24 protein-coding genes are annotated in these 25,401 nt (G+C 33.4%); 9 read left to right on the top strand and 15 right to left on the bottom strand.

The annotated features are described in order from the left end of the window. Positions 1 to 46: 46 nt before the first annotated feature. A complete protein-coding gene (locus AC07XU_RS11975; RefSeq protein WP_494943864.1) occupies positions 47 to 709 on the top strand; it encodes a 3-oxoacid CoA-transferase subunit B in 663 nt (220 codons plus the stop codon). Between the two features lie 4 nt (positions 710 to 713). On the opposite strand, the gene AC07XU_RS11980 is transcribed toward AC07XU_RS11975, so the two are convergent. Continuing rightward, positions 714 to 2,129, bottom strand: coding sequence for a DUF5723 family protein (locus tag AC07XU_RS11980; protein ID WP_494943865.1), 1,416 nt, complete (start codon positions 2,127 to 2,129; stop codon positions 714 to 716). Between the two features lie 10 nt (positions 2,130 to 2,139). Next, positions 2,140 to 3,714: a hypothetical protein gene (locus AC07XU_RS11985; protein ID WP_494943866.1), complete on the bottom strand. Its 1,575-nt coding sequence runs from the start codon at positions 3,712 to 3,714 to the stop codon at positions 2,140 to 2,142. Positions 3,715 to 3,800: 86 nt separating this feature from the next. Between AC07XU_RS11985 and AC07XU_RS11990 the strand changes: the two genes are divergently transcribed. Together AC07XU_RS11990 and priA are read left to right on the top strand one after the other, a co-directional pair. Beyond that, positions 3,801 to 4,187, top strand: a complete 387-nt coding sequence (locus AC07XU_RS11990) for a DUF423 domain-containing protein (protein ID WP_494943867.1) — start codon at positions 3,801 to 3,803, stop codon at positions 4,185 to 4,187. Next, positions 4,187 to 6,664 carry a replication restart helicase PriA gene (gene priA / locus AC07XU_RS11995; protein WP_494943868.1) on the top strand — a complete coding sequence of 826 codons (2,478 nt, stop codon included), beginning with the start codon at positions 4,187 to 4,189 and terminating at the stop codon, positions 6,662 to 6,664. Before AC07XU_RS11990 ends, priA begins: the two co-directional genes overlap by 1 nt. Here priA and AC07XU_RS12000 read toward each other — a convergent pair. After that, positions 6,661 to 7,341 carry a hypothetical protein gene (locus tag AC07XU_RS12000; protein WP_494943869.1) on the bottom strand — a complete coding sequence of 227 codons (681 nt, stop codon included), beginning with the start codon at positions 7,339 to 7,341 and terminating at the stop codon, positions 6,661 to 6,663. The two genes, priA and AC07XU_RS12000, sit on opposite strands and share 4 nt — an antisense overlap. 225 nt (positions 7,342 to 7,566) lie before the next feature. Here AC07XU_RS12000 and AC07XU_RS12005 point away from each other — a divergent pair, with 225 nt between their 5' ends. Further along, the gene (locus tag AC07XU_RS12005; RefSeq protein WP_494943870.1) at positions 7,567 to 8,223 is read left to right on the top strand and encodes a protein-L-isoaspartate(D-aspartate) O-methyltransferase; all 657 of its coding nucleotides are present in this window, start codon (positions 7,567 to 7,569) and stop codon (positions 8,221 to 8,223) included. A 93-nt stretch (positions 8,224 to 8,316) separates the two neighbouring features. Here the strand turns inward: AC07XU_RS12005 and smpB are convergent, their stop codons facing one another. Continuing rightward, positions 8,317 to 8,766, bottom strand: coding sequence for an SsrA-binding protein (smpB, locus tag AC07XU_RS12010; RefSeq protein WP_494943871.1), 450 nt, complete (start codon positions 8,764 to 8,766; stop codon positions 8,317 to 8,319). Between the two features lie 331 nt (positions 8,767 to 9,097). Between smpB and AC07XU_RS12015 the strand changes: the two genes are divergently transcribed. Further along, positions 9,098 to 11,380: a TonB-dependent receptor gene (locus AC07XU_RS12015; RefSeq protein ID WP_494943872.1), complete on the top strand. Its 2,283-nt coding sequence runs from the start codon at positions 9,098 to 9,100 to the stop codon at positions 11,378 to 11,380. 2 nt (positions 11,381 to 11,382) lie between these two features. After that, positions 11,383 to 11,823, top strand: coding sequence for a thioredoxin fold domain-containing protein (locus AC07XU_RS12020; RefSeq protein ID WP_494943873.1), 441 nt, complete (start codon positions 11,383 to 11,385; stop codon positions 11,821 to 11,823). Here the strand turns inward: AC07XU_RS12020 and AC07XU_RS12025 are convergent. Continuing rightward, a complete protein-coding gene (locus AC07XU_RS12025) occupies positions 11,809 to 13,668 on the bottom strand; it encodes an Nramp family divalent metal transporter (protein WP_494943874.1) in 1,860 nt (619 codons plus the stop codon). The two genes, AC07XU_RS12020 and AC07XU_RS12025, sit on opposite strands and share 15 nt — an antisense overlap. A gap of 2 nt (positions 13,669 to 13,670) precedes the next feature. Further along, positions 13,671 to 14,321, bottom strand: a complete 651-nt coding sequence (locus AC07XU_RS12030) for a metal-dependent transcriptional regulator (protein ID WP_494943875.1) — start codon at positions 14,319 to 14,321, stop codon at positions 13,671 to 13,673. Positions 14,322 to 14,457: 136 nt separating this feature from the next. On the opposite strand from AC07XU_RS12030, the gene AC07XU_RS12035 reads away from it, so the two are divergent. Then, positions 14,458 to 14,928: an Lrp/AsnC family transcriptional regulator gene (locus AC07XU_RS12035; RefSeq protein ID WP_494943876.1), complete on the top strand. Its 471-nt coding sequence runs from the start codon at positions 14,458 to 14,460 to the stop codon at positions 14,926 to 14,928. 44 nt (positions 14,929 to 14,972) lie between these two features. Here AC07XU_RS12035 and AC07XU_RS12040 read toward each other — a convergent pair whose 3' ends face one another. From AC07XU_RS12040 to AC07XU_RS12050, 3 genes are all read right to left on the bottom strand, one after another. Beyond that, positions 14,973 to 15,383, bottom strand: a complete 411-nt coding sequence (locus tag AC07XU_RS12040) for a GxxExxY protein (RefSeq protein ID WP_494943877.1) — start codon at positions 15,381 to 15,383, stop codon at positions 14,973 to 14,975. Positions 15,384 to 15,486: 103 nt separating this feature from the next. Next, complete coding sequence (ung, locus tag AC07XU_RS12045; protein ID WP_494943878.1) at positions 15,487 to 16,164, bottom strand: uracil-DNA glycosylase; 678 nt, start codon at positions 16,162 to 16,164, stop codon at positions 15,487 to 15,489. A gap of 1 nt (position 16,165) precedes the next feature. Further along, positions 16,166 to 16,708 (bottom strand): thioredoxin family protein, encoded by a 543-nt coding sequence (locus tag AC07XU_RS12050; protein WP_494943879.1) that lies wholly within the window; start codon positions 16,706 to 16,708, stop codon positions 16,166 to 16,168. A gap of 159 nt (positions 16,709 to 16,867) precedes the next feature. On the opposite strand from AC07XU_RS12050, the gene AC07XU_RS12055 reads away from it, so the two are divergent. Next, positions 16,868 to 17,410, top strand: coding sequence for a DUF2892 domain-containing protein (locus tag AC07XU_RS12055; RefSeq protein ID WP_494943880.1), 543 nt, complete (start codon positions 16,868 to 16,870; stop codon positions 17,408 to 17,410). A 248-nt stretch (positions 17,411 to 17,658) separates the two neighbouring features. Here the strand turns inward: AC07XU_RS12055 and AC07XU_RS12060 are convergent, their stop codons facing one another. From AC07XU_RS12060 to AC07XU_RS12070, 3 genes are all read right to left on the bottom strand, one after another. Further along, complete coding sequence (locus AC07XU_RS12060) at positions 17,659 to 17,871, bottom strand: hypothetical protein (RefSeq protein ID WP_494943881.1); 213 nt, start codon at positions 17,869 to 17,871, stop codon at positions 17,659 to 17,661. Between the two features lie 156 nt (positions 17,872 to 18,027). Then, positions 18,028 to 19,737 carry a lysine--tRNA ligase gene (gene lysS, locus AC07XU_RS12065; RefSeq protein ID WP_494943882.1) on the bottom strand — a complete coding sequence of 570 codons (1,710 nt, stop codon included), beginning with the start codon at positions 19,735 to 19,737 and terminating at the stop codon, positions 18,028 to 18,030. Between the two features lie 807 nt (positions 19,738 to 20,544). Further along, positions 20,545 to 22,452: an AMP-dependent synthetase/ligase gene (locus AC07XU_RS12070; protein ID WP_494943883.1), complete on the bottom strand. Its 1,908-nt coding sequence runs from the start codon at positions 22,450 to 22,452 to the stop codon at positions 20,545 to 20,547. Between the two features lie 192 nt (positions 22,453 to 22,644). Here AC07XU_RS12070 and AC07XU_RS12075 point away from each other — a divergent pair, with 192 nt between their 5' ends. Beyond that, positions 22,645 to 23,037 (top strand): hypothetical protein, encoded by a 393-nt coding sequence (locus AC07XU_RS12075; protein ID WP_494943884.1) that lies wholly within the window; start codon positions 22,645 to 22,647, stop codon positions 23,035 to 23,037. Positions 23,038 to 23,102: 65 nt separating this feature from the next. Here the strand turns inward: AC07XU_RS12075 and AC07XU_RS12080 are convergent, their stop codons facing one another. The 3 genes from AC07XU_RS12080 to AC07XU_RS12090 all read right to left on the bottom strand — a co-directional run bounded on the left by AC07XU_RS12080 (position 23,103) and on the right by AC07XU_RS12090 (position 25,374). After that, the gene (locus AC07XU_RS12080; RefSeq protein WP_494943885.1) at positions 23,103 to 23,429 is read right to left on the bottom strand and encodes a HesB/IscA family protein; all 327 of its coding nucleotides are present in this window, start codon (positions 23,427 to 23,429) and stop codon (positions 23,103 to 23,105) included. Between the two features lie 80 nt (positions 23,430 to 23,509). Continuing rightward, positions 23,510 to 23,923: a Fe-S cluster assembly scaffold IscU gene (gene iscU, locus AC07XU_RS12085; RefSeq protein WP_494943886.1), complete on the bottom strand. Its 414-nt coding sequence runs from the start codon at positions 23,921 to 23,923 to the stop codon at positions 23,510 to 23,512. A 239-nt stretch (positions 23,924 to 24,162) separates the two neighbouring features. After that, positions 24,163 to 25,374, bottom strand: a complete 1,212-nt coding sequence (locus tag AC07XU_RS12090; protein ID WP_494943887.1) for an IscS subfamily cysteine desulfurase — start codon at positions 25,372 to 25,374, stop codon at positions 24,163 to 24,165. Positions 25,375 to 25,401: the final 27 nt, after the last annotated feature.

A 25,401-nucleotide genomic window follows, 5' to 3' on the forward strand; every position in this document is an offset into this window, starting at 1 on the left:
TGTTCAATGGTTCATTAAGTAATTCAAAATTCACTCATTCAATTATATGGCATTATCAAAAGACGGAATAGCGAAACGTATCGCTAAAGAAATAAAAGACGGATATTATGTAAACCTTGGTATTGGTATTCCAACTTTGGTAGCAAATTATATCCCTAAAGGGGTAAATGTAGTTTTACAATCGGAAAATGGGCTATTAGGAATGGGACCATTTCCTTTTGAGGGTGAAGAGGATGCGGATTTGATAAATGCGGGTAAGCAAACGATAACCACACTTGCGGGTTCATCGATATTTGATTCTGCATTGAGCTTTGGTATGATCAGGGCTCAAAAAATAGACTTAACTATATTAGGTGCAATGGAGGTTTCAGAAAATGGTGATATCGCTAATTGGAAAATTCCTGGTAAAATGGTTAAAGGCATGGGTGGTGCGATGGACTTGGTTGCATCTGCAAAAAATATAATTGTCGCTATGCAACATGTAAATAAAGCTGGTGAAAGTAAACTATTGCCCTCTTGTACATTGCCTTTAACAGGAGTTAAATGTATCAAAAAGATAGTAACTGAACTTGCGGTATTAGATGTTTTACCAGAAGGTGGATTTAAACTGTTAGAGCGTGCTCCTGGTGTAAGTGTGGATTTCATTAAACAAGCAACCTTGGGTAAATTGTATGCAAATGAAAATGTGCCTGAAATGATTATCGAGTAATGAATTATTTTTTAAAGAGATTAAACATACTTCTAAAAAAACCGCGGTATGTTTTTTCTCCATTTACACCAGGCATTGTGCTTAAATTCATTGGGTGCTCCACTGTTTTTCCAAATTTTATACCTAAGCCCATGTAAAACGAACCGGCATTATATCCTGTGCCTACAGCTCTGTCTTGTTGGTTCAATCCCCTTGCTAAAGAAATAGATTTACCAATATTATCACTACCTAAAAAGAATTCGAAATTTGGTGTTTTGTACATTCCCTGTACGCCAAACATTATAAAGTTATTTAAGTTGTAAACTGGAGTTAAACTGGCGGCAAATTTGTTAATGTTAAAGGTATTTACAAAAGCCAAGTCGCCACCTTTGTAAAATAAATTTTTAGATACAATAATACTTGGCTTATAAAATCCGAAAGTCCTAGATATTAAAAAGTCGGCCCGAGCATTTGTTGGTGTGGTAAAGGCCTTTTGTAAATCAGAATCATAAGCTACATCTGTAATTTCATTTGAAATTTGACTATTGCTTTTGGTAGATAAATTATAAATACTTTGTATAGAGTTTAGATTGGCATTATGAGAATTTTTGTTCCATCTTATAAATCCTAAATCTTTAATGTTTCCCATTAAAAAATATCCGCTTTTAGAAGCATACGTTGTCCCGATAGTTATAGATAATCCAGGGTTTTTAAATGTGGGTAATAAAGTTTTTCTTTCTAACTCATCACTCTCAATGAAGGTACCTCTGTATGTTCCATTTAATCCAATATCTAATCTATCATTCGGTATATCAGCAAAAAAATAAGAATTATTAATTTGTAAATCGTTATAGGCAATTCCACTCAATAAGCTAAGTTTTACCCCTAAAGCTAATTTTTTGTCCCAATTTTCTCTTATGCTTAAGCTAAATTGATGATAAAATTGTTGGTAGGCCCTATCATTAAAAAGATCGGTATAAGGCGTTTGTTCTTCAAATCTTTTGTAACTGTCAAAAATTGCTAAACTTTCATTCGTGTATTTGGCATCTGCGTCAGCTCTCAACTGCCAAGCAAAACCTATTTCTTGGTTGTATTTATGTGAACTAAAAATCCGAAAGTTTAGAACATGAATATTCACATTAGCAAAAGCATTGTTAAAACTACCAGTACCTATAGGTAAATCTTGAGTGTTTAAAATGCCTTCATTTAATATTGTCCTTAAAACGGATTGGGCATCACCTTTATGAGCAGAATTAATACTAAAATTTGGTAGAAACAAATTTGAAGCAAACTTACCAGAACTGTCTAGTGTAAATGCTTTAACTGCTGGGTTTTCAAGCGCATCAAACAAAGTTCTTGTGTTATAAAGTGCATAATGCTGAGCTTTTGCAACATTTACAAAAAACAAAAAGACAGAAATAAGTACGTAAGTTTTTCTCATTATCTAATAACTAAGGATTTGACTTTAAAGTATCTAAGTAGTTTGTTTCTGCTAATTTTTTGTAAACTAATATATTGGTCAAGAATTTACCTTTGTCGCCAGACAATTGATAACAAAATGCATCAAATCCATTTAATCCTTTTTTAGACTGGTAATGCTTGAAATAAGGTGCTTTTAGGTTTCTTCCGAAAATATCATTTGAATTTTTATTGTTCACATAAAAACAAACTGTAGCAGATGAAGATATCTGATCTCTAAATTTAATGTAATCTTCAGAATTGATTAAAAGTTTGCCATTGTTATAGCTATTCAAAAAAACCTGGATGCTGCTTGCATTGTTAGCCATCACTAAATAATTATCGATAATGGTAAAAAATGGTCTTTCAAATTTCTTAAAAGCCTCTCCAAAGAATGCGTAAGGGATATTCGAGTCCTTAAATATTCTGATATTCGGTGCATATTCGGCACTTAAGTCTAGCAGTAATTGGTTTACTTTATCACCATTATTTAAATCAATAGCGCCAAATTTTTCTCCGCTATTCAATTGAAACGTAATAAACTGACTATTTATAAATTTTGAAAGATCATCCTCTAGATCAATTCTATAAGTTTCGTTAATCTTCTTTATAAGGTTGCTAATTTTTTCACTCTCACCATTCTTACTAAACCAAGCAAGCAAATTTTTTCTGAAAATTGCGTAGTCAGAGAAGCTATAGTAGATGTAGTTAGCTGTTTTATCAGGTAAAATTGAATTTATAGTTATTTTTTGCTCAATATTTGATGTAAATAACTGATAATAATTTTGATCGTCATTAATCTGAGTGGAACCATTAAATAGTAGTTTTTCTGTACTGTAATTATAAGCTAACGAAGCAAATGCATTTTGTTTATTAAACAAGCTAAGTTCGCCAACTAAATTTACGTTGAGTATGTTTTTTAGAAAAGCTGGTGCTTTATTTAAATCAAAATAAAGATTGGCCAAGGTATTTTTAGTGTACATGCTATTTTTCGATATATAATTCGCAAATGGCGAGTTATCTTGAAATTGCGCTCCTAATGACTTTCTTATTGCAACATCAGAGTTAGATATCGTTAACAATTTATCCTTAATGCCTAAGTATACAAAAGATGTGTCTGGGAATGTTAGTTTATAAATTTCATGGATTTTGTTTGCCTTAACTTTTTGCTGAATTTCTTGTAAAAGATTAAGCTGATCAATATTTTCTTTAAGCTGAGTTGTTACGAGAAAATCTACACTATCCTTAACACCTGGTAAAATAGCAATATAAACTTTCTGATTTACCAGGGCAGAATTTATGTCCTTTGTTAAAAAAGCATCCTTTAGGTTTTTCAATTGGCTTGATTTTTTTTCGCCTAAAATGTTTTGCAACAAATCTTGGCCACTCAAAATATCATAAAAACTCTTGTCGTTTTCAAAACTGAATATAATTGAAGCATCAGCAGCTGCTGCATTTAAAGATAAATTATTTGCGCTATTCTCTGTTTGAAGATTTGAGAAGTACAGATAAGCCATCCCAATCATTGCTACTAAAAGAACTACAAGTGTAATGTATATTTTTCTCATGGCTTTTTAAAACAAATTTAATTTAATTTTGCGATTACAGAGATTTTAAGGGCATTTTCTTAATTTAGCAGCATACAAGCCGATATATGAATAAACGAATAATTTTAACTGCTTCTTTATTTGGTGCGCTAGCGGTAATACTTGGAGCATTTGGTGCTCATACCTTAAAAAACGTTGTCGATAGTTATTCATTATCTATTTGGCAGAAAGGAGTAGAATATCAGTTTTACCACACTTTTGCCTTATTATATCTTAGCACCTTTGCTAGGTACAAAAATAAGTTAATTGGCTTTGCTTACATTTTTTTTACTATCGGAATTTTTCTTTTCTCTGGCTCACTTTATTTACTGGCATTAAAAAATGTTTATACGGCAAGTATTGCTCCGGTTTTAGGTCCGATTACCCCGGTTGGCGGTTTGTGTTTTATTATTGGATGGGTTTGTTTGTTTTTGGCTGCTCTAAAAGATAAATAATGCAATTTGCCCAAACTATAAATTTCGAGGAACGCGAAACACTTTTTGTGGAAGTGATCTTGCCACTCTCTTTGGCAATAAACTATACTTATAGAGTGCCATTTGAGTTAAATGAAAGTATAGCAATTGGAAAAAGGGTTGTGGTGCAGTTCGGCAAACATAAAATCTATACCGCTTTAGTAAAAAACATTCATCAACAACCACCAGAATTTTATGAGGCTAAATATGTAATTGATGTTGTTGATGATCAGCCTGTAATTACATCAAAGCAATTTGATTTTTGGGATTGGATAACCAGCTATTATTTATGTAATGAAGGCGACGTAATGGCGGCAGCATTACCCACAGGTTTAAAATTAGCAAGTGAAACTATTATTCTGTTAAGAGATGAACTGCCTAATGACTTGGTTTTAACAGCCAAAGAAACCATGATTGTAGAATTTTTGCATGCCAAAATTCGCATGGCGATAGATGAGGTTGTAGTTTTACTAGGCCAGAAAACAGTTTATCCGATTATCAATTCATTAATTGGCAAGGAGGTTATTTACATTGCCGAAGAGGTGATTGAGAAATATAAACCACTTACCAAATCATTTATTACATTAAACCCATTTTACAAAGAAGAAGAAAATTTAAAACAATTATTTGCAGTTTTAGATAAAGCACCTAAACAACTAGATGCATTATTGGCTTACCTTAAATTGGCAAAATCTGATCCATCAATTGCTAAACAGCAACTTTTAGAAGAAAGTGGAAGTGGACAAGCTGCTATAAAGACCTTGATTGATAAAGATATTTTTGTGCAACAAAAAAGGCAAGTAAGCAGGCTAGTACAAGGTGAAGAAGAGTTTGAATTAAATTTTAAATTAAGCATTGCTCAAGAACAAGCATTTAATGAAATACATCATCAATTTTTAACCAAAGATGTGGTTTTATTACATGGAGTAACTGCATCTGGTAAAACACAACTTTACATTAAGTTAATTGAAGAGGCGATTAGCAAAGGCGGGCAAGTTTTGTTTTTATTGCCAGAAATTGCATTAACAACGCAAATTGTAGAAAGAATTAAACGCTATTTTGGAGATAAAATTGGAGTTTATCATAGTAAATTTAATGACAATGAGCGTGTAGAGATTTGGAATAAAGTTTTAAATGGATCTTATCAAGTTGTTTTAGGAGCTCGTTCTGCAGTTTTTTTACCTTTTAAAGAGCTTAAACTTATTGTTGTTGATGAGGAGCATGAATCTTCTTACAAACAGCACGAGCCTGCACCACGGTATCAGGCAAGGGACGCAGCCGTTTTTTTGGCGCATTTGCATCAAACCAAAATTATACTGGGTTCTGCTACACCTTCAATAGAAAGTTTTTACAATGCTAAAAATGGGAAATACGGTTTAGTTGAACTTAGCGAGCGTTTTGGAGGTGTGCATTTGCCAATTCAAGATGTAGTAAGTATTGCTGAGGAAACGAAGAGAAAAAAAATGACCTCTTATTTTACGAGCGTTTTGATAGATGATATGTCTGCAGCGTTGGAGAATAAAGAACAGATTATTTTATTTCAAAATAGGAGAGGTTATGCTACAATTTTGATATGTGCCACCTGTGGCTATGCACCTAAATGTGTCAATTGTGATGTAAGCTTAACTTTTCATAAATCAAGCGGCAAACTCCATTGTCATTACTGTGGCTATCATCAAAGTAGTCTAAACATATGCCCGGCTTGTGGTTCGGTACACATAGAACAAAAGGGTTTCGGCACAGAAAGAATTGAAGAAGAATTAAGTTTGATTTTTCCTGATGTTAAAATTGCCAGATTAGATTTGGATAGCACCCGGACCAAAAATGGCATGCAACAAATTATTTCAGATTTTCAGGACAAAAAAACGCAGATACTAATTGGTACACAAATGGTTGCCAAGGGTTTAGATTTTGATAATGTAAGCTTAATTGGGGTTATTAATGCCGATACATTATTAAATTATCCAGATTTTAGAGCTTTTGAGCGTAGTTATCAATTGTTAGCGCAAGTAGCAGGCAGGGCAGGTAGAAGAGAAAAGCAGGGTAAAGTTTGTATACAGGCTTATAATGATACGCATCGTATCATAAAGCAGGTGATTGCAAATGATTACGAGCAAATGTATGCCGACGAGATGGATGAGCGTAAACAGTTCAATTATCCGCCCTTTAGCAGATTAATATTTATTAATGTAAAACACAAAGATGCTAATGTTTTAAATCACGCATCAACCTATCTAGCTAATGCTTTGAGATCGCAATTGGGTAGTCGTATTCTAGGTCCAGAGCAGCCTTTAGTATCTAGAATTAGAAATTATTACATTAAGCAAATTATCATAAAGACCGAAAAAAATGCTGCAATTCAAAAAGTAAAAGTAGTTTTAAAAGAAACGATCAAAGAGTTTAACGCTCAGAAAGAATTTAAGAGCGTTATAACTCAAATAGATGTCGATCCTTACTAGTTTCTGCTTATTAAGTGTACTTGTATGCCAACAGAAATAGGGTTAAGTAAAAACTCCCATTTATTGTATTTAGCAAAAGTTCTAGTGTTGTTAGGGTCGCGTTGTATAGTTTCTTGGCGCTCGTAAGAGTAAAAGAAATCTATGCTAGTTTCGGCAAAAATTGAAATATTTTTAATCGGATTTAATTTAATACCAAGTAAAGGAGCCATAACAAATCCATTTTTGTCTGTATCAACATTGTAAGGTTGCTGATTGCTAATAGGATTGTTAGATTTAATTTCTCCAGTAAAATGGTTAGCTCTAAAACCAATATCGGCACCAAAATAAGGCTGTATTTTGGCATAGTTAATACTTTTCTCAAACCCCAATTTAAAACTATAATCGGTTACAGTTCCAGTGGCAATTTCGCAAGTATTACATTGGTTCGCAAAAGAAATGTCTTTTCTAAAATAGTTTCCGTTTAATCTATAGCTAATCTGATTATCGTTAAACTTAACTATAACATTGTTAAAATAAGCATTTCTATATTCTTGAGAATTTACCTGATTTAAAATCTTTGGTAATTGCATCGAACTATAGCCTCTTATACCTAAGCTGTAGTTATAATTACCGTCTGATTGTGAAAAAGCACTTTGAAATATAAAAAGTGTAATAATACTAAGTAATAATTTCTTCATTTATTTTGGTGAAAATTTTACGCTTCAAAAGTAGAAATTATTTATCATTTAAAAGCAACTAACATTTTTTAAAAAGTTAAAACATCATATTAATCGATAAAATCATCTTAATTATATATTAACCTAATTTTTTTGAAGTTGATTGTGTGTCACTTATCGATAACTAGATAACTATTGATAACTTTTTAAATAAAATACAACGCAAAAAGGTATTTTTGGCATGTAATGGCATACAAATTCGTTGATAACTACAGAGAAAAAGGTGCAAGAAAAAAACTTGTAGAATTGCTTAAAGAAAAAGGGATAAGCGATGGTCAAGTGTTAAAAGCGATAGCTAAAGTACCCCGTCACTTTTTTTTCGATGAAACTTTTTGGAACCAAGCTTACAAAGACATTGCTTTTCCAATAGGCGATGGGCAAACTATATCTCAGCCATACACCGTGGCTTATCAAACAGAGCTTTTACATATACAAAAAGGAGATAAAGTTTTAGAAATTGGCACAGGTTCTGGCTATCAAACTTGCGTACTTATGGAGTTAGGCGCCAATGTTTATACCATAGAGCGCCAACAAAATATTTATAATCATACCATAAAAGTATTGCCAGGTATGGGGTATAAAGCCAATTTCTTTTTAGGCGATGGATCAATGGGAATTGCAGAACACGCTCCTTATCACAAAATTATAGTAACTGCTGGTGCGCCATTTGTACCCGAGGTTTTATTAAAGCAGCTTAAAATAGGTGGTATTTTAGTAATTCCGGTAGGCGATGAAAAATCTCAAAAAATGATAACCGTAATTCGTGCTAGCGAAAACGATTTTGATAGAATAGAATTAGATACTTTTAGGTTTGTGCCACTAGTTGGCGATCAGGCTTGGTAAACTTAGTTCAATTGTTAAAATAGTTCATTAGTTTATTCGTTAAACGCCCAATACCAATGAACCAATGAACCAATGAACCAATGAACCAATGAACTATACTTTCATCGCCCTATCCATTTCACGTTTACCTTCTCTTTCTTTTATGCTATCTCTTTTATCAAACTCCTTTTTCCCTTGTGCAATGGCTATTTCCATTTTGGCAAAGCCTCTTTCGTTAGTAAAAATTCTTAAGGGCACAATGGTAAAACCTTTTTCTTCGCCCTTAATTTTTAGCTTTTTAAGCTCTTTTTTATGCAACAATAACACTCTATCTCTTTTTATGTCATGATGATGAAAAGAGCTGTGACTATATTCTGAAATATGCAGATTTCTTACATACAGCGAATCGCCAATAAACATGCAAAATGCATCAGTCATATTAGCTTTTCCTTGTCGTACGGCCTTAATTTCTGTTCCAAGTAAAGCTATGCCTGCAACATAACTATCTAAAATGTGGTAATCGAAATAGGCTCTCTTGTTTTTTATCTGGATATCGTTTTTCATAGCAATTGCAGCAAATATCGTTAATTCTTATCTAAAATTCATAACCTAACAATGCTAATCGTTCTTGTTGGTTGTAATTAATTTCAATATTTAAAATCAGAACTTTTATTAGAAAAACAAGGCTCCGGTGCATCCTAAAAAATTTGTCCCGCTTTTGCCCATAGCCTTGCTTGTACCTCGCTTCGGGCTATTTGGCGCAATCGGGTTTATTGAATAATGTTTGTGCATTAAACCTAACAAAACATATGATCAAAAAATAAATTAAAATATATATCTAAATTATTTTTTAGATTAATCTAAATTTATATTTTTGCATAACTAATCGTCCACCATGCAAAAATTATTAATTTTACTTTCAATCATATTTTCTTGCCAAAATGTTAAGGCACAAAGTTTTTCATTAAGAGGAAATGTTTTATCTTCTAACAAAACACTTAAATCTTCAGTTTTACTTATTGAAAATAAAGCCCAATCACAAACAGACAGCCTAGGTAACTTCGAATTTCTTAACTTAAAAAAAGGCACCTATAACTTAAAAATTACATCAATAGGCTACCGAACAGTTTTCGTTAAAGTAGAATTGGATAGGGATACTGTATTAAATACTTTGCAATTAGAATCGCTCGATGAAAAATTAAACGAAGTAGTGGTTACAGGTACGCAAAAAGAAGTTAACAGAATTGAAAGTCCGGTACCAGTAGAAATTTACACTGCCAAATTTTTTAAGAAAAATCCAACTCCGAGTATTTTTGAGGCTTTACAAAACGTAAATGGCGTTAGACCACAACTCAATTGCAATATTTGCAATACAGGCGATATCCATATCAACGGTTTGGAAGGGCCATATACAATGGTTTTAATTGATGGCATGCCTATCGTAAGTAGTTTATCAACCGTTTATGGATTGTCAGGTATTCCGAATGCTTTGGTAGAAAGAATTGAGGTTGTTAAAGGTCCTGCATCATCATTATATGGTAGTGAGGCTGTTGGTGGTCTAATTAACATCATTACTAAAAAAGTGCAAAATGCCGCTTCATTTTCGGCAGATTTCATGGCAACGGATTATAAAGAGTTCAATACAGATCTTGGATTTAAATTTAACATTGGTCCCAAAATAGCCGTTTTAACAGGTGTTAATTACTTTAAATATGGCAACAAGGTAGATCATAATCACGATGGGTTTACCGACGTCACCCTTCAAGATCGAATTTCTGTGTTTCAGAAATGGAATATGGTGAGAAACGAAAATAGATTATTTTCTGTAGCTGCGAGATTTTTATACGAAGATAGATGGGGTGGCGAAATGGGTTGGAACAAATCATTTAGAGGTGGCGACGAAGTTTATGGGGAAAGTATTTATACAAAGCGCATTGAATTTATAGGTAATTATCAACTTCCTGTTAAAGAAAAAATGTTTTTGGCATTTTCATTAACCAATCATGATCAAGATAGCCGATACGGAACAACATCTTACATCGCTAAACAGCAAATTGCATTTTCTCAATTAACATGGGATAAAAAGTTGGGCAAAAATGACCTGCTTTTTGGTGCAGCATTACGTTATACTTATTATGATGACAATACGCCAGCTACGGCGAGTAATGCTATTTTAAATCAAACTAATCAGCCAGAAAAAGTAGTATTGCCAGGCTTATTTGTGCAAAATGAACTAAAATTAAATGATAAACACTCTATTTTAGCGGGTTTAAGGTTCGACTATAATTCTATTCATGGAAATATTTTTACACCAAGATTTGCTTATAAATTAAGTTTTAATGATAAGAATATCATCAGATTAAATGCAGGAACTGGTTTTAGAGTAGTTAATATTTTTACTGAAGATCATGCGGCATTAACTGGGGCCAGAGATGTAATTATCAATGAAGATTTAAGGCCAGAACGAACTTATAATATCAATTTAAATTATTTAAAGAAGATTTATTTAAAAGATGGGTCGTTTTTAGGGTTAGATTTATCTGCTTTCTATACTTATTTTAACAACAGAATTATTGGTGATTTTGATACAAATCCTAACCAAATTATTTATGATAATTTAAATGGTTTTGCAGTTAGTAAAGGTTTAACCGCTAATGTTGATATGACTTTTAGCTCTGGGTTAAAATTTATTTTAGGTGCAACTTATCAGGATGTGAGTTTCACAGAAAATGGTATCAAACAACAACAAATTTTAACTGAGAAATTTTCTGGAACTTGGGCAATTTCTTATAAGCTTAGAAAACTAAATTTAGGTATAGATTATACTGGAAATATTTACAGTCCTATGCGCTTGCCCTTATTGAGTGAATTAGATCCAAGAAGACCTTTTTCTCCAACATGGACTATCCAAAATATACAATTAGTTTATGATGGGATTAAAAACATTGAAATTTATGGAGGTGTAAAAAATTTACTCAACTTTACCCCAAATAAAGGAACCCCATTTATCATTGCTCGCTCCAATGATCCATTTGATAAAAACGTGCAGTTTGCACCAAATGGGCAGGTTTTGCTTACTCCAGATAACCCATATGGCTTAACATTTGATCCTAATTATGTGTATGCGCCAAATCAAGGTGTTAGAGGTTTTATTGGCGTTAGATTAAATATCAACTAATAATGAAATATCTATTCACCCTAATTTTTACCATCTCAATTTTTACAATTAAAGCTCAAGAAAGCTACAATTTTAACCAGTTAGATAGTTTGCAAAGTATCAAGCGTAAAAAAGTTTTGATAATTGTAGGTACAAACTGGTGCAGTTACTGCAAAGCATTAGAAACAATAATTGCTAAAGACACTAAATTAAAGCAACTCATAAATGATCAATATTATTTGATAAAATTAGATGCAGAAGAGAAAAAAGCAATAACCTATAAAAATTTTAAATTTCAATTCAACTCAAAATTAGGTTATCATCAATTAGCTATTTTATTAGCCGAAAAAGAAAAACTAACTTTCCCATCAATTTACGTGGTAAATAATAAGGATGAAATTAATTTTAGTAGTAAGGGCTTAATGTCGGCTAAAGATCTATTTTTGGTTTTATCTCACAATTAAAACTGGAATTTCAACTTTATGCCTCACAGAGTCTACGGTAGTTCCAAAAATCAAATCTTTTAAACCTTTGTGTCCATGGGCTCCCATTACCAATAATTCAATTTCAACTTTGTTACTAATATCTGCTATGGCTTTAGCCGCACTACCAAAACCTACATGAATGGTAGCGTCGTAACCTAAATCAGATAAATTTGATTTATATCGCTCTAAATTTTCCGTATCACTTTGTGTTTCATGATCCATGGTTTTTATTCCGTGGTATCTCGCAGCTGCCGTTTCAACAACGTGGATGATATGGTAATGAGCAGATTTTCCTCCTTGAATTAGCGCATGGCGAATAGTTTTTCTGTCATTCTCAGAAAAATCGACAGTGATCCCAATATTTTTATAATGTATCTTTTCTATATTTTCAATAGCTAAAGCATCACCATGTGGCACATTGCCAACTCTTGTTTTTTCGCTTAATAAAGGATATAAAAAAATGAAGACTAACAACAAACCAACTAATATTGCAGTAGGGATTACAAGTACATAAATATACCAACCATCTGCGGCGGCTATCCAACCTGTAATTTCTTCAATTACTAATTTAATATTTAAACTAACAATTACAACAGCGCTCATCCAAGCCAAAACTTTTACCCAGGTCTTAATGGTAAAGTCTTTCATTTCTTTCTTGTCAGAAGTAAGGTGAATTAGTGGGATGATTGCAAAACCTAATTGTAAACTTAAAACCACCTGGCTAAGTATTAATAAACCGCCCAAAGCATCCTCACCAAAATACAGAATGGTAAAAAAAGCTGGTACTATGGCTAGTAATCTTGTGATCAATCTTCTCATCCAGGGCTGTATTCTCAAGTTTAAATGCCCTTCCATTATAATTTGACCAGCCAATGTTCCAGTTACAGTTGAGCTTTGTCCGGCGGCAATCAAAGCAATAGCAAAAAGGGCAGGGGCTACATCTCCAAATATATTAGTTAGTAAACGATGTGCATCCTGAATTTCTGCTACTTCATGAAATCCATTTTTAAAAAAGGCTGCAGCTGCTAAAATTAATATAGACGCATTTACAAAAAACGCTAAGTTTAAGGCTACTGCAGTATCAATAAAATTGAATTTAATTGCTTCTTTAATTCCTTTGTTATCCCTTTCAAATTTTCTGGTTTGTACCAATGAAGAGTGCAGATAAAGATTATGCGGCATAACAGTTGCACCAATTATTCCGATGGCTATGTAAAGCGCTTCACCAGATAACATCGAAGGCTCAAATCCTCTGGCAATTTCTTTAAATGATGGCTCTACAATAAACATCTCTACCAAAAAAGATAAGCCAACAATGAATACCATCGATACAATAAAGGCTTCCATTTTACGCATTCCTTTATTTAAAAGGAAGAGCAATAAAACCGTATCGAAAATGGTTATAGAAATACCCCAAATTAATGGTAAGCCGAATAATAGATTTAAGCCGATGGCCATTCCAATAATTTCAGCCAAATCGCAAGCTATAATTGCTGTTTGGGCTAATATAAATAAAGGAAAATTAACCCATTTAGGATAAGCATTTCTTGATGCTTGCGCCAAATCTAAACCTCTAACAATACCTAAACGAGCGCTTAATGACTGGAGTAGCAAAGCGATAAGGTTAGACATTAACAAAACCCAAATCAATTGATAGCCAAATTTACTACCGCCTGCTATGTCTGTAGCCCAATTTCCTGGATCCATGTAACCAACACTAACTAAATAAGCCGGACCAATAAAAGCTAGAATTCTTCTCCAACCTTTACGTTTGTCTGTTGCAACACTTTGGTGTACTTCGCTTAAAGACTGTTTATCCTGCATAACTATTTGCTAATTAATATATGTTTTGCAACTTCTCTACTAATATTTATCTTCTTGTTATCTATTACAAGTTCAACAGAACCATCAAAATCAATGATTTCTGATACCAAAATTTTCTTTCCTAAAGTTAGTCCTAACTTTTCTAGGTGTTTTAAAAATGGGGATGAGTGTTCGCTAACCCCAGTAATAGTACCCTTATCGTTAATTTTTAATTTGCTCAATTTAACAAATGATAAATCTGCAAAATTTCCATTTTTATCAGGTATCGGATCACCATGTGGATCTACTTTAGGATAATCTAAAAACTCATCAAGCCTTTCAACTAACAATGTGGATTTAATGTGTTCTAATTCCTCAGCAACATCATGTACTTCATCCCATTTAAAATTTAACTTCTCTACTAAAAATACTTCCCACAAACGATGCTTTCTAACAATATTAATGGCAGTTAGTTTTCCTTTTTCTGTTAAAGTTACACCTTGGTATTTTACATAATCTACCAATTCCTTTTCAGAAAGCTTTTTTAACATGTCTGTAACCGATGCAGCTTTGGTTTGCATGCGTTCTGCAATGGCATTTGTTTGCACCGGATTATTTACAGCAGATAAGTGGTATATTATTTTCAGATAGTTCTCTTCGGTATAAGATTGCATTTTTAGTTATCTAATTTTATATTTAGACAAATCTAAATTTTTTATAGTAAAATAAAAAGTATTATTATTGTGATTTTTTAGAATTAAATTTGGTTAACGTTTTATTGTATGCTACCTTTGATTACAATCAAATATTATGGCATCAGAATTAGATAAAATCGATTTTAAAATTCTTAAACTTTTACAAGAGAACGGTAGAATAACAAATTTGCTGTTGTCTCAAGAAATCGGACTTTCTCCTGCTCCAACATTAGAAAGAGTTCGTAAGCTAGAAATGTCTGGTTATATTAAAAGCTACCATGCATTAGTTGATGAAGAGAAATTAGGTTTAGGGATTAAAACCTTTATTCAAGTTCAATTAGATTTTCATAAGAATAATACAATTCAGATCTTTTTAGATGAAGTAAATCAAATAAAAGAGGTTACGGAATGTCATCACGTTACTGGTCAGGCAGATTTTTTGTTGAAGGTTTATGTAAATGACATTAAATCATACGAGCGTTTAATTATGGATAAAATCAGTAAGATTTCTGTAGTTAAAACTTTTCAAACGATGATGATCATGTCTACAACTAAGAAAGAACCGATTGTGCCTTTGGAATACTAGGTTTTTTGAACCACCAAAGAAACCTAAGAACACCAAAGCAAATTCTAATCTAATAAATTGCGATAAAATGAATTAACGAATGATTTTTTTCCATCATTTATTAGATTTATGCAATTAAAATTTATCAGTATCCCTTTAGGCGCTTCTAAGATTTTCATGTAAGTGAGAATTTGAGCTTTGTGAATTGGTAAGATAGTTTCGATAGATTTAAGTTCTAAAACAATACATTTTTCTATAAAAAAATCAGCTCTTAATTCAGTGTCAATTGTTATGCCTTTATATTCAACTCCAATAACCATTTCTGATATATAAGCGATTCCTCTTAAGCTTAGCTCTTTACAATGGCATCTATGGTAAATACTCTCTAGTAAACCTGGTCCAAGAATTTTATGAACTTCGATACAAGCTCCAGTGATTTGGTAGTCTAAATTTCTTAAGTAATTCTTATCAATCATATTTATTAAGTTTTAAATTTGATCAATAGGGATATACTAACTTAAGAATTTATAATGAAATATTCCTTAGGTACTTTTTGGTTTCTTTGGTGGTTTAAAATAATTATGCTATCTGCCAATCAACCTCATCCAGCCCTTGCTTAACTAAAATTTCATTAGCTGCTTTAAAATGGTTGCAACCGAAAAACCCATTGTAGGCAGAAAAAGGAGAGGGGTGGGCTGCCTTTAAAACGAAATGTTTATTGGTATCAATAAGTTCCTCTTTTTGCTGCGCAAATTTCCCCCAAAGTAAAAATACTATGCCGCTTCTTTGTTTAGAAAGTGTTGATATTACAAAATCGGTAAAAATCTCCCAACCACGTTTTTGGTGTGAACCAGCTTCATGAGCCCGAACTGTTAAAGTTGCATTTAAAAGCAAAACTCCTTGATCTGCCCAGCTTGTTAACTCACCATGTTTAGGTATCTTAAAATCAGGGTATTCATCTGCCAATTCCTTATACATGTTTTTTAATGATGGAGGAACTGCGATGCCTTTCTGTACAGAAAAAGACAAACCATGGGCTTGACCTTGGCCGTGATAAGGGTCTTGACCTAAAATTACCACTTTAACATTATCGAAAGGTGTATGATTAAAGGCGTTGAATATATCAGAACCCTTAGGAAAAACAGTAAATCCTTTCTGCTTTTCTTCTAGCAGAAAGGATTTCAAATCTTTCATGTATGTTTTTTCAAGTTCGGTACCTAGCACATTTAACCAGCTAGGTTCTAAAGCAACAGCCATATTATTTTGTTTTTGCCGTGGCTTTTTTAGGCTGAACAGCAAGTAACTTCAACATATCTTTCTCTAAAGTTTCAGTTGGTCTTTCTGTAATTCTAGCTACTTCTTTACCTTTTTTGTCTGTAAAAATAAAAGTAGGTACACGTGTAATGTTTAAGCTATCAATTAATCCGTTTTCTGCTTTTTTCATTCCATCAACACCAATAAATCTCAAACTTTCTTGGTTAATTTTAGCTGCATCCATAATTTTTAAAAAATTAGGAACTTGATATTTACTATCTCCGCACCAAGTACCTAAAACGATGGTTACTTTTTTGCCTTTCATCAATTTGCTGATCTCAGTTACTGTAGTAGAATCAACTTTATAGTTTCCGTAGTTGGCATCGTAACTTGCTTTAAATTCTGGGAAAGATGTAACACTATCTCTAGTACATAAATTTAACATCACTTGTTTGTGTCTATTTGGGTCTTCGATTGTTTTATTTAAATTTTGGGCATTTGCACCTATTGCTAAAAACAGGATAAGGGCTGTAAATACGTTTTTCATTGTTATGGGTTGTTTATTTATATCGACTGGATTAATATAGTATGGTTTTAGCTTAGCGTTATTTGTGCGACTAAAATAGTCGAATTTTTGTTGAAATTATAAATTTTAAATCTATTTTTTGGTATATAAACACGATATTTGCACAAATATTATAAAACTATGCCAAATTTAGTACGTCTTATTATTGGGTTCGCTTTTGTAGGTGCAGCTGCAGCACTTATGTTTTTTAGTTTCTGGGGATGGGGAAGCTTATTGATCTTCTTAAGTATTTTAATTTTTGTTACTTATTTCTACAATGAAAATATGTTAATAGCCCAATGGCATTTGCGTAAAGATAATATGCCAAAAGCAGAAAAAGCTTTAGGTAAAATTAAAAACTTCGAAAAAGAATTAAATAGAATGCAGCACGGTTATTACAATTTGTTAATCGGATTAATTGAGTCAAGAAAGGCACCAATGAAATCTGAAAAATATTTTAAAGCTGCTTTAAACTTAGGTTTACACATGGATCATAACGTAGCTCTGGCTAAATTGAGTTTAGCTGGAATTGCAATGGGTAAAAGAAACAAACGTGAAGCAACAATGTATCTTGCTGAAGCTAAAAAAGCAGATAAGAATAAGTTATTAGCCGATCAGATTAAACAAATGAAAGACCAGATGGGTATGTTAGACAAACAACAACAAGTAAGATATTCTAGATAAGTCAGTAAAGTCAGAAAGACAGTAAAGTCTGGAAGTTTGAGGTATAGATAATCTTTAACTTCCGGACTTTTTGTTTATATATCTTCCGATTTCCGTAATATCTTAACATCTATATCTTCCAAACTTTCAGTCTTCCTGACTTTCAGTCTTCCCGACTTTCAGTCTTCCCGACTTTCAGTCTTCCCGACTTTCAGTCTTCCCGACTTTCATATATTCGGACTTTCGGACTTCCCGACTTTCGGACTATCTTACTTCTCCTCTAATCGGTCAAAGTTTTCATCATATTCAGATGAATTTCTGCTGATGATGTCATCGTCTAAACTCTCGTTTTTACGATTAAAAAATAATTCTTCTGCTTGTATACGTTTAATTAACTGGCGTACAAGAGATAAATCGAAAGTATCTTTGCTTAATTTAATGCAATATTGGTTCTCAGTAATTTCTAGGCTAGAACTATTCATAACAATTGAGTTTTGATGTGCGATAAAAATATAAAAGGCTTGGCGTATTTAACTACACCAAGCCTTTAAGTTTTTGTTATGATTGTGTTAAGAACTATGGTAGTCATCCGATGAATATATACATCATGCAAATATTCATCGGATGACTAATTTCCTCTATTTATGCGATAAAAATAAACCTTCTTCAGTTTTACTTACTTTTAAAACACTTTTACCAGTTAAACCTTTTAAAGTAGTATCCCATTTTTTATTGCTCCAATCTGTTAGTTGAGCTTTTACATCACCTAATAAATATTGCTCACCTTCTTTTACAAGTGCAAATAATTGCGCCTCATCAGCATTCAATTCAATTTTCTTTTTCTCAGGTCGCATTTGCGGGAAAAACAATACTTCTTGGATAGTCGATTGATTAGTCATCAACATCACCAAACGATCTATACCGATACCTAAACCAGAAGTAGGAGGCATGCCGTATTCTAAAGAGCGGATAAAATCATCATCCATCGCCATTGCTTCATCATCACCTCTATCAGCTAACTTCAATTGATCTTCAAAACGTTCTCTTTGGTCAATTGGGTCGTTTAACTCTGTATAAGCATTTCCAATTTCTTTACCCATTACAAACAACTCGAAACGTTCTACCAAACCCTCTTTGCTACGGTGTTTTTTAGCTAAAGGTGTCATTTCAATCGGGTAATCTGTAATATAAGTAGGCTGAATTAAATTAGCTTCAACTTTTTCACTGAAAAGTTCATCAACTAATTTTCCTCTGCCCATGGTATCATCTGTTGCAATACCTAAGTCTTTACAAGTTTGTACAAGTTCAGCCTCAGTCATGTTAGAAACATCAATACCAGTATATTTTTCTATCGATTCATACATGGTTAGCTTTTCGTACGGACCAGCGAAATTAATATCATGCTCACCAACTTTAACCACCGCAGAACCATGAATTGCCATGGCTATTTTTTCCAAGCATTCTTCCACCATTCCCATCATCCAAACATAGTCTTTATAGGCTACATAGATTTCCATCGAGGTAAACTCAGGGTTGTGCGTTCTATCCATCCCCTCATTACGAAACATTTTTCCAATTTCGTACACACCATCAAAACCCGCAACAATTAACCTTTTTAAATACAATTCATTCGCAATGCGAAGAAAAAGTGGCATATCTAAAGTGTTATGATGCGTAGCAAACGGGCGAGCTGCTGCACCTCCATGCACCGCCTGTAAAATTGGCGTTTCAACTTCCATCCAACCTTGGCTATCAAAATAATTGCGCATGGTATTAATCACTTTAGAGCGATTAATAAAGATTTGTTTGTAATCTGGGTTAACCGTTAAATCTACATAACGCATTCTGTAACGTAACTCCGGATTGGTAAAACCATCGTAAACATTACCCTCATCATCACGTTTTACAATTGGTAACGGACGAATAGATTTAGATAAAACAGTAAACTTAGTTACATGGATAGAAATTTCACCAGTTTGCGTGGTAAAAACATAACCTTCTACACCAATAAAATCACCAATATCTAATAATTTCTTAAATACAGTATTGTAAAGCGTTTTATCCTCACCCGGACAAAGTTCATCACGTTTCAAATAAATCTGAATACGGCCAGTTGCATCCTGTAGCTCAGCAAAAGATGCTGCACCCATAATATTACGGCCCATGATTCTTCCAGCAATGCTAATTGTCTTATATGCTGTTTTATCTTTTTCGTAGTTAGCTAAAATGTCTGCTGCATTGGCGTTAATTTCGTAAGCCTCTGCAGGGTAAGGGTTAATACCCAATTCGCGAAGTTGTCTCAACGATTCGCGACGTAATAACTCAAGCTCTGATAATTCTGTACTCATGAATTGTATATTTCTGCAAAAGTAGTAAATTCTTCCGTCATTGCCATTTGTATTGCCGTTTAATAGAGCGTCATGCCGAATTTATTTCAGCATCTGCATAATTATGAACAGCGTATTAAGTTTTAGAAAAGCAAATTGCTACTACTATTACAGCAAGTCGGGCTATCCGCTACAAGTCCTCATTTCTCCGCCTCGGCGGATTCATTCCGGGCTTTTCGCTGCTATCCCGTTTAGCTAACATAGGCATGTGCTAGTAGGTTGCCATTAAAGCTTGGCGCAAAAGAGAAATGATAGTAAAATGGTTGGCGGTAACACCAACCAGAAATGAAATAAATATTTCATTGTCCAGATTCGCCGCGGCGGAGAAGGATCTCTATTAAAGTTTGCCAATGAGATCCCTCGTAGCTCGGAATGACAAGTGTCAAATAGCAAATTGAAAATAGAATACTACAACAGGTAATTCGACATTACAAATGTCGAATAGCTTGATTGGTGATAACACCAACCAGAAGTAAAATAAAAAATCCTATTGGTCATCCAGAGCGCAGCGAAGGATCTCTATGAAAATTTGCTAAATGAGAAACCTCGTGCCTCGGAATGACAAATGTCAAATAGAAAATTGAAAATAAAATACTACAACAGGTAATTCGACATTACAAATGTCGAATATATTTACAAATATTAGACGATTTTGAGTAGGGCATAAGCCGACAGGAAAAAATTTTACCCTACACGTCATGCTGAATTTATTTCAGCATCTGCTCTATAACTGACCCTGAAATAAATTCAGGGTGACGAAAACATCAACTACTCAGCCTCAACCCCTTCCTCATACATCGAATTAATTGCATCGGCATATTTCTTTTCTACAATCCTGCGTTTCACTTTCATGGTTGGGGTAATTTCACCTTCATCCATGCTAAAAGGATTACGCTTAATTTTAAAGTTCTTAATTCGCTCAAACTTAGCTAACTCATTAGAAATCTTTTTGATGTCTTTTTCAAACCATTCTTTAATTTCAGGATTTTCAATAAAATCACCTTCTTCTTGAAAAAATGCATCCTTAAGGTTGAAAGTCTCCTGTAAAGTTTCTCTATTCGGAATAATGATGGCCGTAATAAATTCGCGTTTATCGCCAATTAAAAACAATTGCTCAATCTTCGGGCTTTTTAAGTAAATGTTTTCAACAGGTGTAGGATAAACGTTTTTACCGTAAGCGTTAACAATCATGTTTTTTAAACGATCGGTAATCTGCAAATTGCCTTTGTAAAAACGAGCAATATCGCCAGTATGAAACCATTTATCTCTATCAATAACCTCAGCAGTCTCGGCTGGTTTATTGTAATAGCCTTTCATAACACAATGTCCACGTACAATTAATTCACCTTCTTCACTCTCAAAAGCTTCATTAAAAGTCTCATGAGTTTGTATGGTTAAAATTTCTTTGGTATCATAATTTTGTATGCCAACCTCAATGCCAGGTATCACTCTGCCAACTGTACCATAAACCTGACGGTGGTATTCTGTAACAGACATTACCGGCGAGGTTTCTGTCAAACCAAATCCTTCCAAAACTTTAATGCCTAAGTCGCCGAAAAATTCGCCCACATTTTTAGGTAGTGCAGCACCACCAGATAACATAAATTTCAATCTGCCACCAGTTTTTTCTTTTATTTTGCTAAAAACAAGCTTTTCGGCTATAGCTTTTTTAGCGCCTAAAATTACACCAGGATTTTCTCCAGCTTCTTTTTTAACACGGTAATCATTTCCTATAGTTAATGCCCAGGTAAATATTTTAGCTTTTGTACCGCCACCTGCTGTACCAGATTTGATGGCTTTATCATGTATCCTTTCTAACAAACGCGGTACGCAAGACATCACTGTAGGTCTAACTTCGCCCATGTTTTTAGCCAGTAGCTCTAAGCTTTGGGCAAATGCCATTTTACAACCTTGTGCGCAACAAACATGGTAAGTTGCAGTACGCTCGAAAACATGGGATAGTGGTAAAAAAGATAGAAAAGTTTCAGTTTCATCTATCACAGGGATCTGTTGTAAACAAACCTCAACGTTTTTTACAAAATTATAATGCGTTAACATTACACCTTTTGGGGTTCCTGTTGTACCAGATGTATAAATTAAAGAAGATACATCACTCGGTAAAACTTCGCGTCTGCGTAAATTAATTAACTTTTGTTCTTCTGCATTAACAGATTTAGAAAGTAACACTTCATAGCTAATAATTTGCGCATGCAAATCTGCCGGCACAGCTATTTTTTCATAACCTTCAAAAGCTGGAATGATATATTTTAGCTCAGCACAATTATTGGCGATTTTTAAAATCTTTTTCAGCAAAAAAGGATTACCAATTAAAATTGCTTTAACGCCAGAATCATTCATAATATATTCTACTTCGTATTCTGATAAAGTTGGGTAGATGGAAGTGTTTATAGCGCCAATTTGTTGGATACCTTGATCAAAAAACACATATTCCGGTGAATTTTCGATCATTAATCCTAATCTATCACCCTTTGCAATCCCTTTTTCTAAAAAGAATGCTGAAATCGAATCTGCTTTTTGCAAAGTCTCTTTAAAAGAAATTTCTTCCCAAGTGGTTTTTTTCTTATGTATTAAAAATGTTTCTTCTGGTTTATGAATATTTTCTACCACATTTCGCAATAAACTCGGCACTGTAGAAAATTCGTTAAATGATACCATAGTACAATATTTGGTTTGTATTTAGCTAACAATGATAACCTTTTACTGTTAAAAATGCAAGGTGTTTTATTATAACAATGCTAACGATTAATTAGATTTTAAGATTGTAAAATTTTAAATTTTTGATGAAATTATTAGAGAATAATATTATGGCACGGATATTGGATTTCAAAAAATCTTTTACACCTACCTATGAAAAAATTGTTATCATTCGCTTTTAGTAAGCAATTATTAATTTTAATTACTGTCGTTACACTATTCTCTTGTAAAAAGGAAGTAGTTGTTACCAAAGAAATAACCTATGAACTTTCGGGTAATTTTGGCAAAAGTGTTAATGTAAAATATACACCTACCAATGGCACAATTGCTAGTGAAACTGAAAAAGTTAATTTGCCATGGCAAAAGATTGTAGTACCAAACTTCGAAAATGCAAGTGTAGGTTTAGAGGTAAAAGGTGAAAACGGCACACCTAATTCAATTATTGTAGCCAAAATATTTGTAGACGGATTAGAACAAAGATCGATGAGTATAAATGCTGATATTAATGGGAATTTCTCCTTTGCAGTAAATCATATCTTTAATTAAAAATCATCTTAAAAACAAAAGCCATCTAGCAACGCTAAATGGCTTCCGGAAAAAATAATTATTAATTAAACAGAAAAACTCTCACCGCAACCGCAAGAGCGGCTAGCGTTAGGATTGTTGAAGGCAAAGCCTTTACCATTTAAGCCGTCTGTAAAATCTAATTCAGTACCTGCTAGGTATAAAAAAGATTTCATGTCTAATGCTATCTTAATTCCTTTATCTTCAAAAAATTGATCTCCTTTTTGTTCTTCGTTATCAAAATCTAAATTATATGATAAACCAGAACAGCCACCACCCTTTACAGATACACGTAAAAAGTAATCAGAACCCATTTCAGAATCCTGCATCAGGTTGTCAATTTTGCTTTTTGCTTTATCGGTTATAGTAATCATATTATCGAGATTTGAGTACCAAGTATCAAGAATAAGTCGAGAATTTCTCGATACTTGATACTAAATAATTGTTACTTCTATTAGTGGTGCGATTTCGGCATTGCCAATGCTTCCATTCCGTTTTTAATGCGATAATCATTAATTGCAGATTTAATTGCATCTTCTGCTAAAACAGAACAGTGAATTTTAACTGGTGGTAAAGCCAATTCTTCAACAATATCCATATTATCAATAGCTAAAGCCTCATCAATTGATTTACCTTTTAACCATTCTGTAGCTAGAGATGATGAAGCAATTGCACTACCGCAACCAAATGTTTTAAATTTAGCATCAGTTATTACATTGTTTCCATCTACTTCAATTTGTAAACGCATAACGTCACCACATTCTGGTGCGCCAACTAAACCTGTACCAACAGATTTGCTGTCTTTATTTAAAGTACCAACATTGCGAGGGTTGGTATAATGTTCCATTACTTTTTCTGAATATGCCATGATATTTTAGATTTTAGATTTACGATTTTAGATTTTCTGCCACCGTAAATGTGATACTTTTCAACTTATTTAATGATTGTCTATTTCAAATCGTAATTTGTAAATCTACAATCGTAACTTCTATTTCTTATAACTTGTAATTCTAAAATTTTAATTTGTAAATCTACAACCGTAACTTCTATCTCTTATTACTTGCAGTTCTTACATCGTAATTCGTCAATCTACAATCGTAACTCTCTTTAGTGTTCTGCCCACTCAATCTTGCTCAAATCAATACCTTCTTTAAACATTTCCCAAAGTGGGGAAAGGTTTCTAAGGTGATTAACAGCATTTTTAGTGTTTTCAATCGCATAGTCAACTTCTGCTTCCGTAGTAAAACGACCTAAGCCAAAACGGATAGAAGAGTGTGCTAAATCATCAGATAAACCTAAGCTTTTTAACACATAACTTGGCTCTAAAGAGGCTGAGGTACATGCTGATCCAGAAGAAACTGCCAAATCTTTCATAGCCATCATTAAACCTTCGCCTTCTACATATTTAAAAGAGATATTTGCAACATGTGGTAAGCGGTGTTGTGTATTACCGTTTACATAACTTTCTTCCATTGTAGTTAATGCAGCTTCTAATTTATCACGCAAAGCGGATAATCGTTGAGCTTCAGATTCCATTTCTAATCTGCAAAGCTCACAAGCTTTACCTAAACCAACAATACCAGGTACATTTAAAGTTCCTGAACGCATGCCACGCTCATGACCACCGCCATCCATTTGTGAGGTTACTTTAACTCTTGGGTTTTTACGACGAACGTATAAAGCGCCAACACCTTTTGGTCCGTACATTTTATGCGCAGTAAAAGCCATTAAGTCAATACCGTCTGCATTTACATCAACCGGAATTTTACCAACTGCTTGTGTAGCATCAGAAAAGAATAATGCACCATGTTTGTGAGCAATTGCCGAGATTTCTTTTATAGGTTGTACAACACCAATCTCGTTGTTGCCATACATGATGCTTACCAAAATCGTTTCTGGTGTCATTGCAGCTTCTAACTCAGCTAAATCAATTAAACCATCTTCTTTAACTTTTAAGTAAGTAACTCTAGCACCTTGTTTTTCTAAATGTTTACAAGTATCTAAAACAGCTTTATGCTCTGTAGTTGCAGTAATAATGTGATTACCTCTGTCAGCATACATTTCATAAACACCTTTAATGGCCAAATTATCACCTTCTGTTGCACCAGAGGTAAAAATAATTTCTTTTTCTGTGCAGCCAATTAACTTAGCCACCTGTTCACGAGCATAATCTACACCTTCTTCTGCTACCCAACCAAATGCATGGTTACGGCTTGCAGCATTGCCAAATTTGCTGGTGAAATATGGTAGCATCGCCTCTAACACTCTCGGATCTAAAGGTGTTGTAGCATTGTTATCTAAGTAAATCGGAAGTTCCATCTATTAATAATTTAAAAAATTGCGATA

Source organism: Pedobacter sp. GW456-11-11-14-TSB4 (assembly GCF_059424425.1).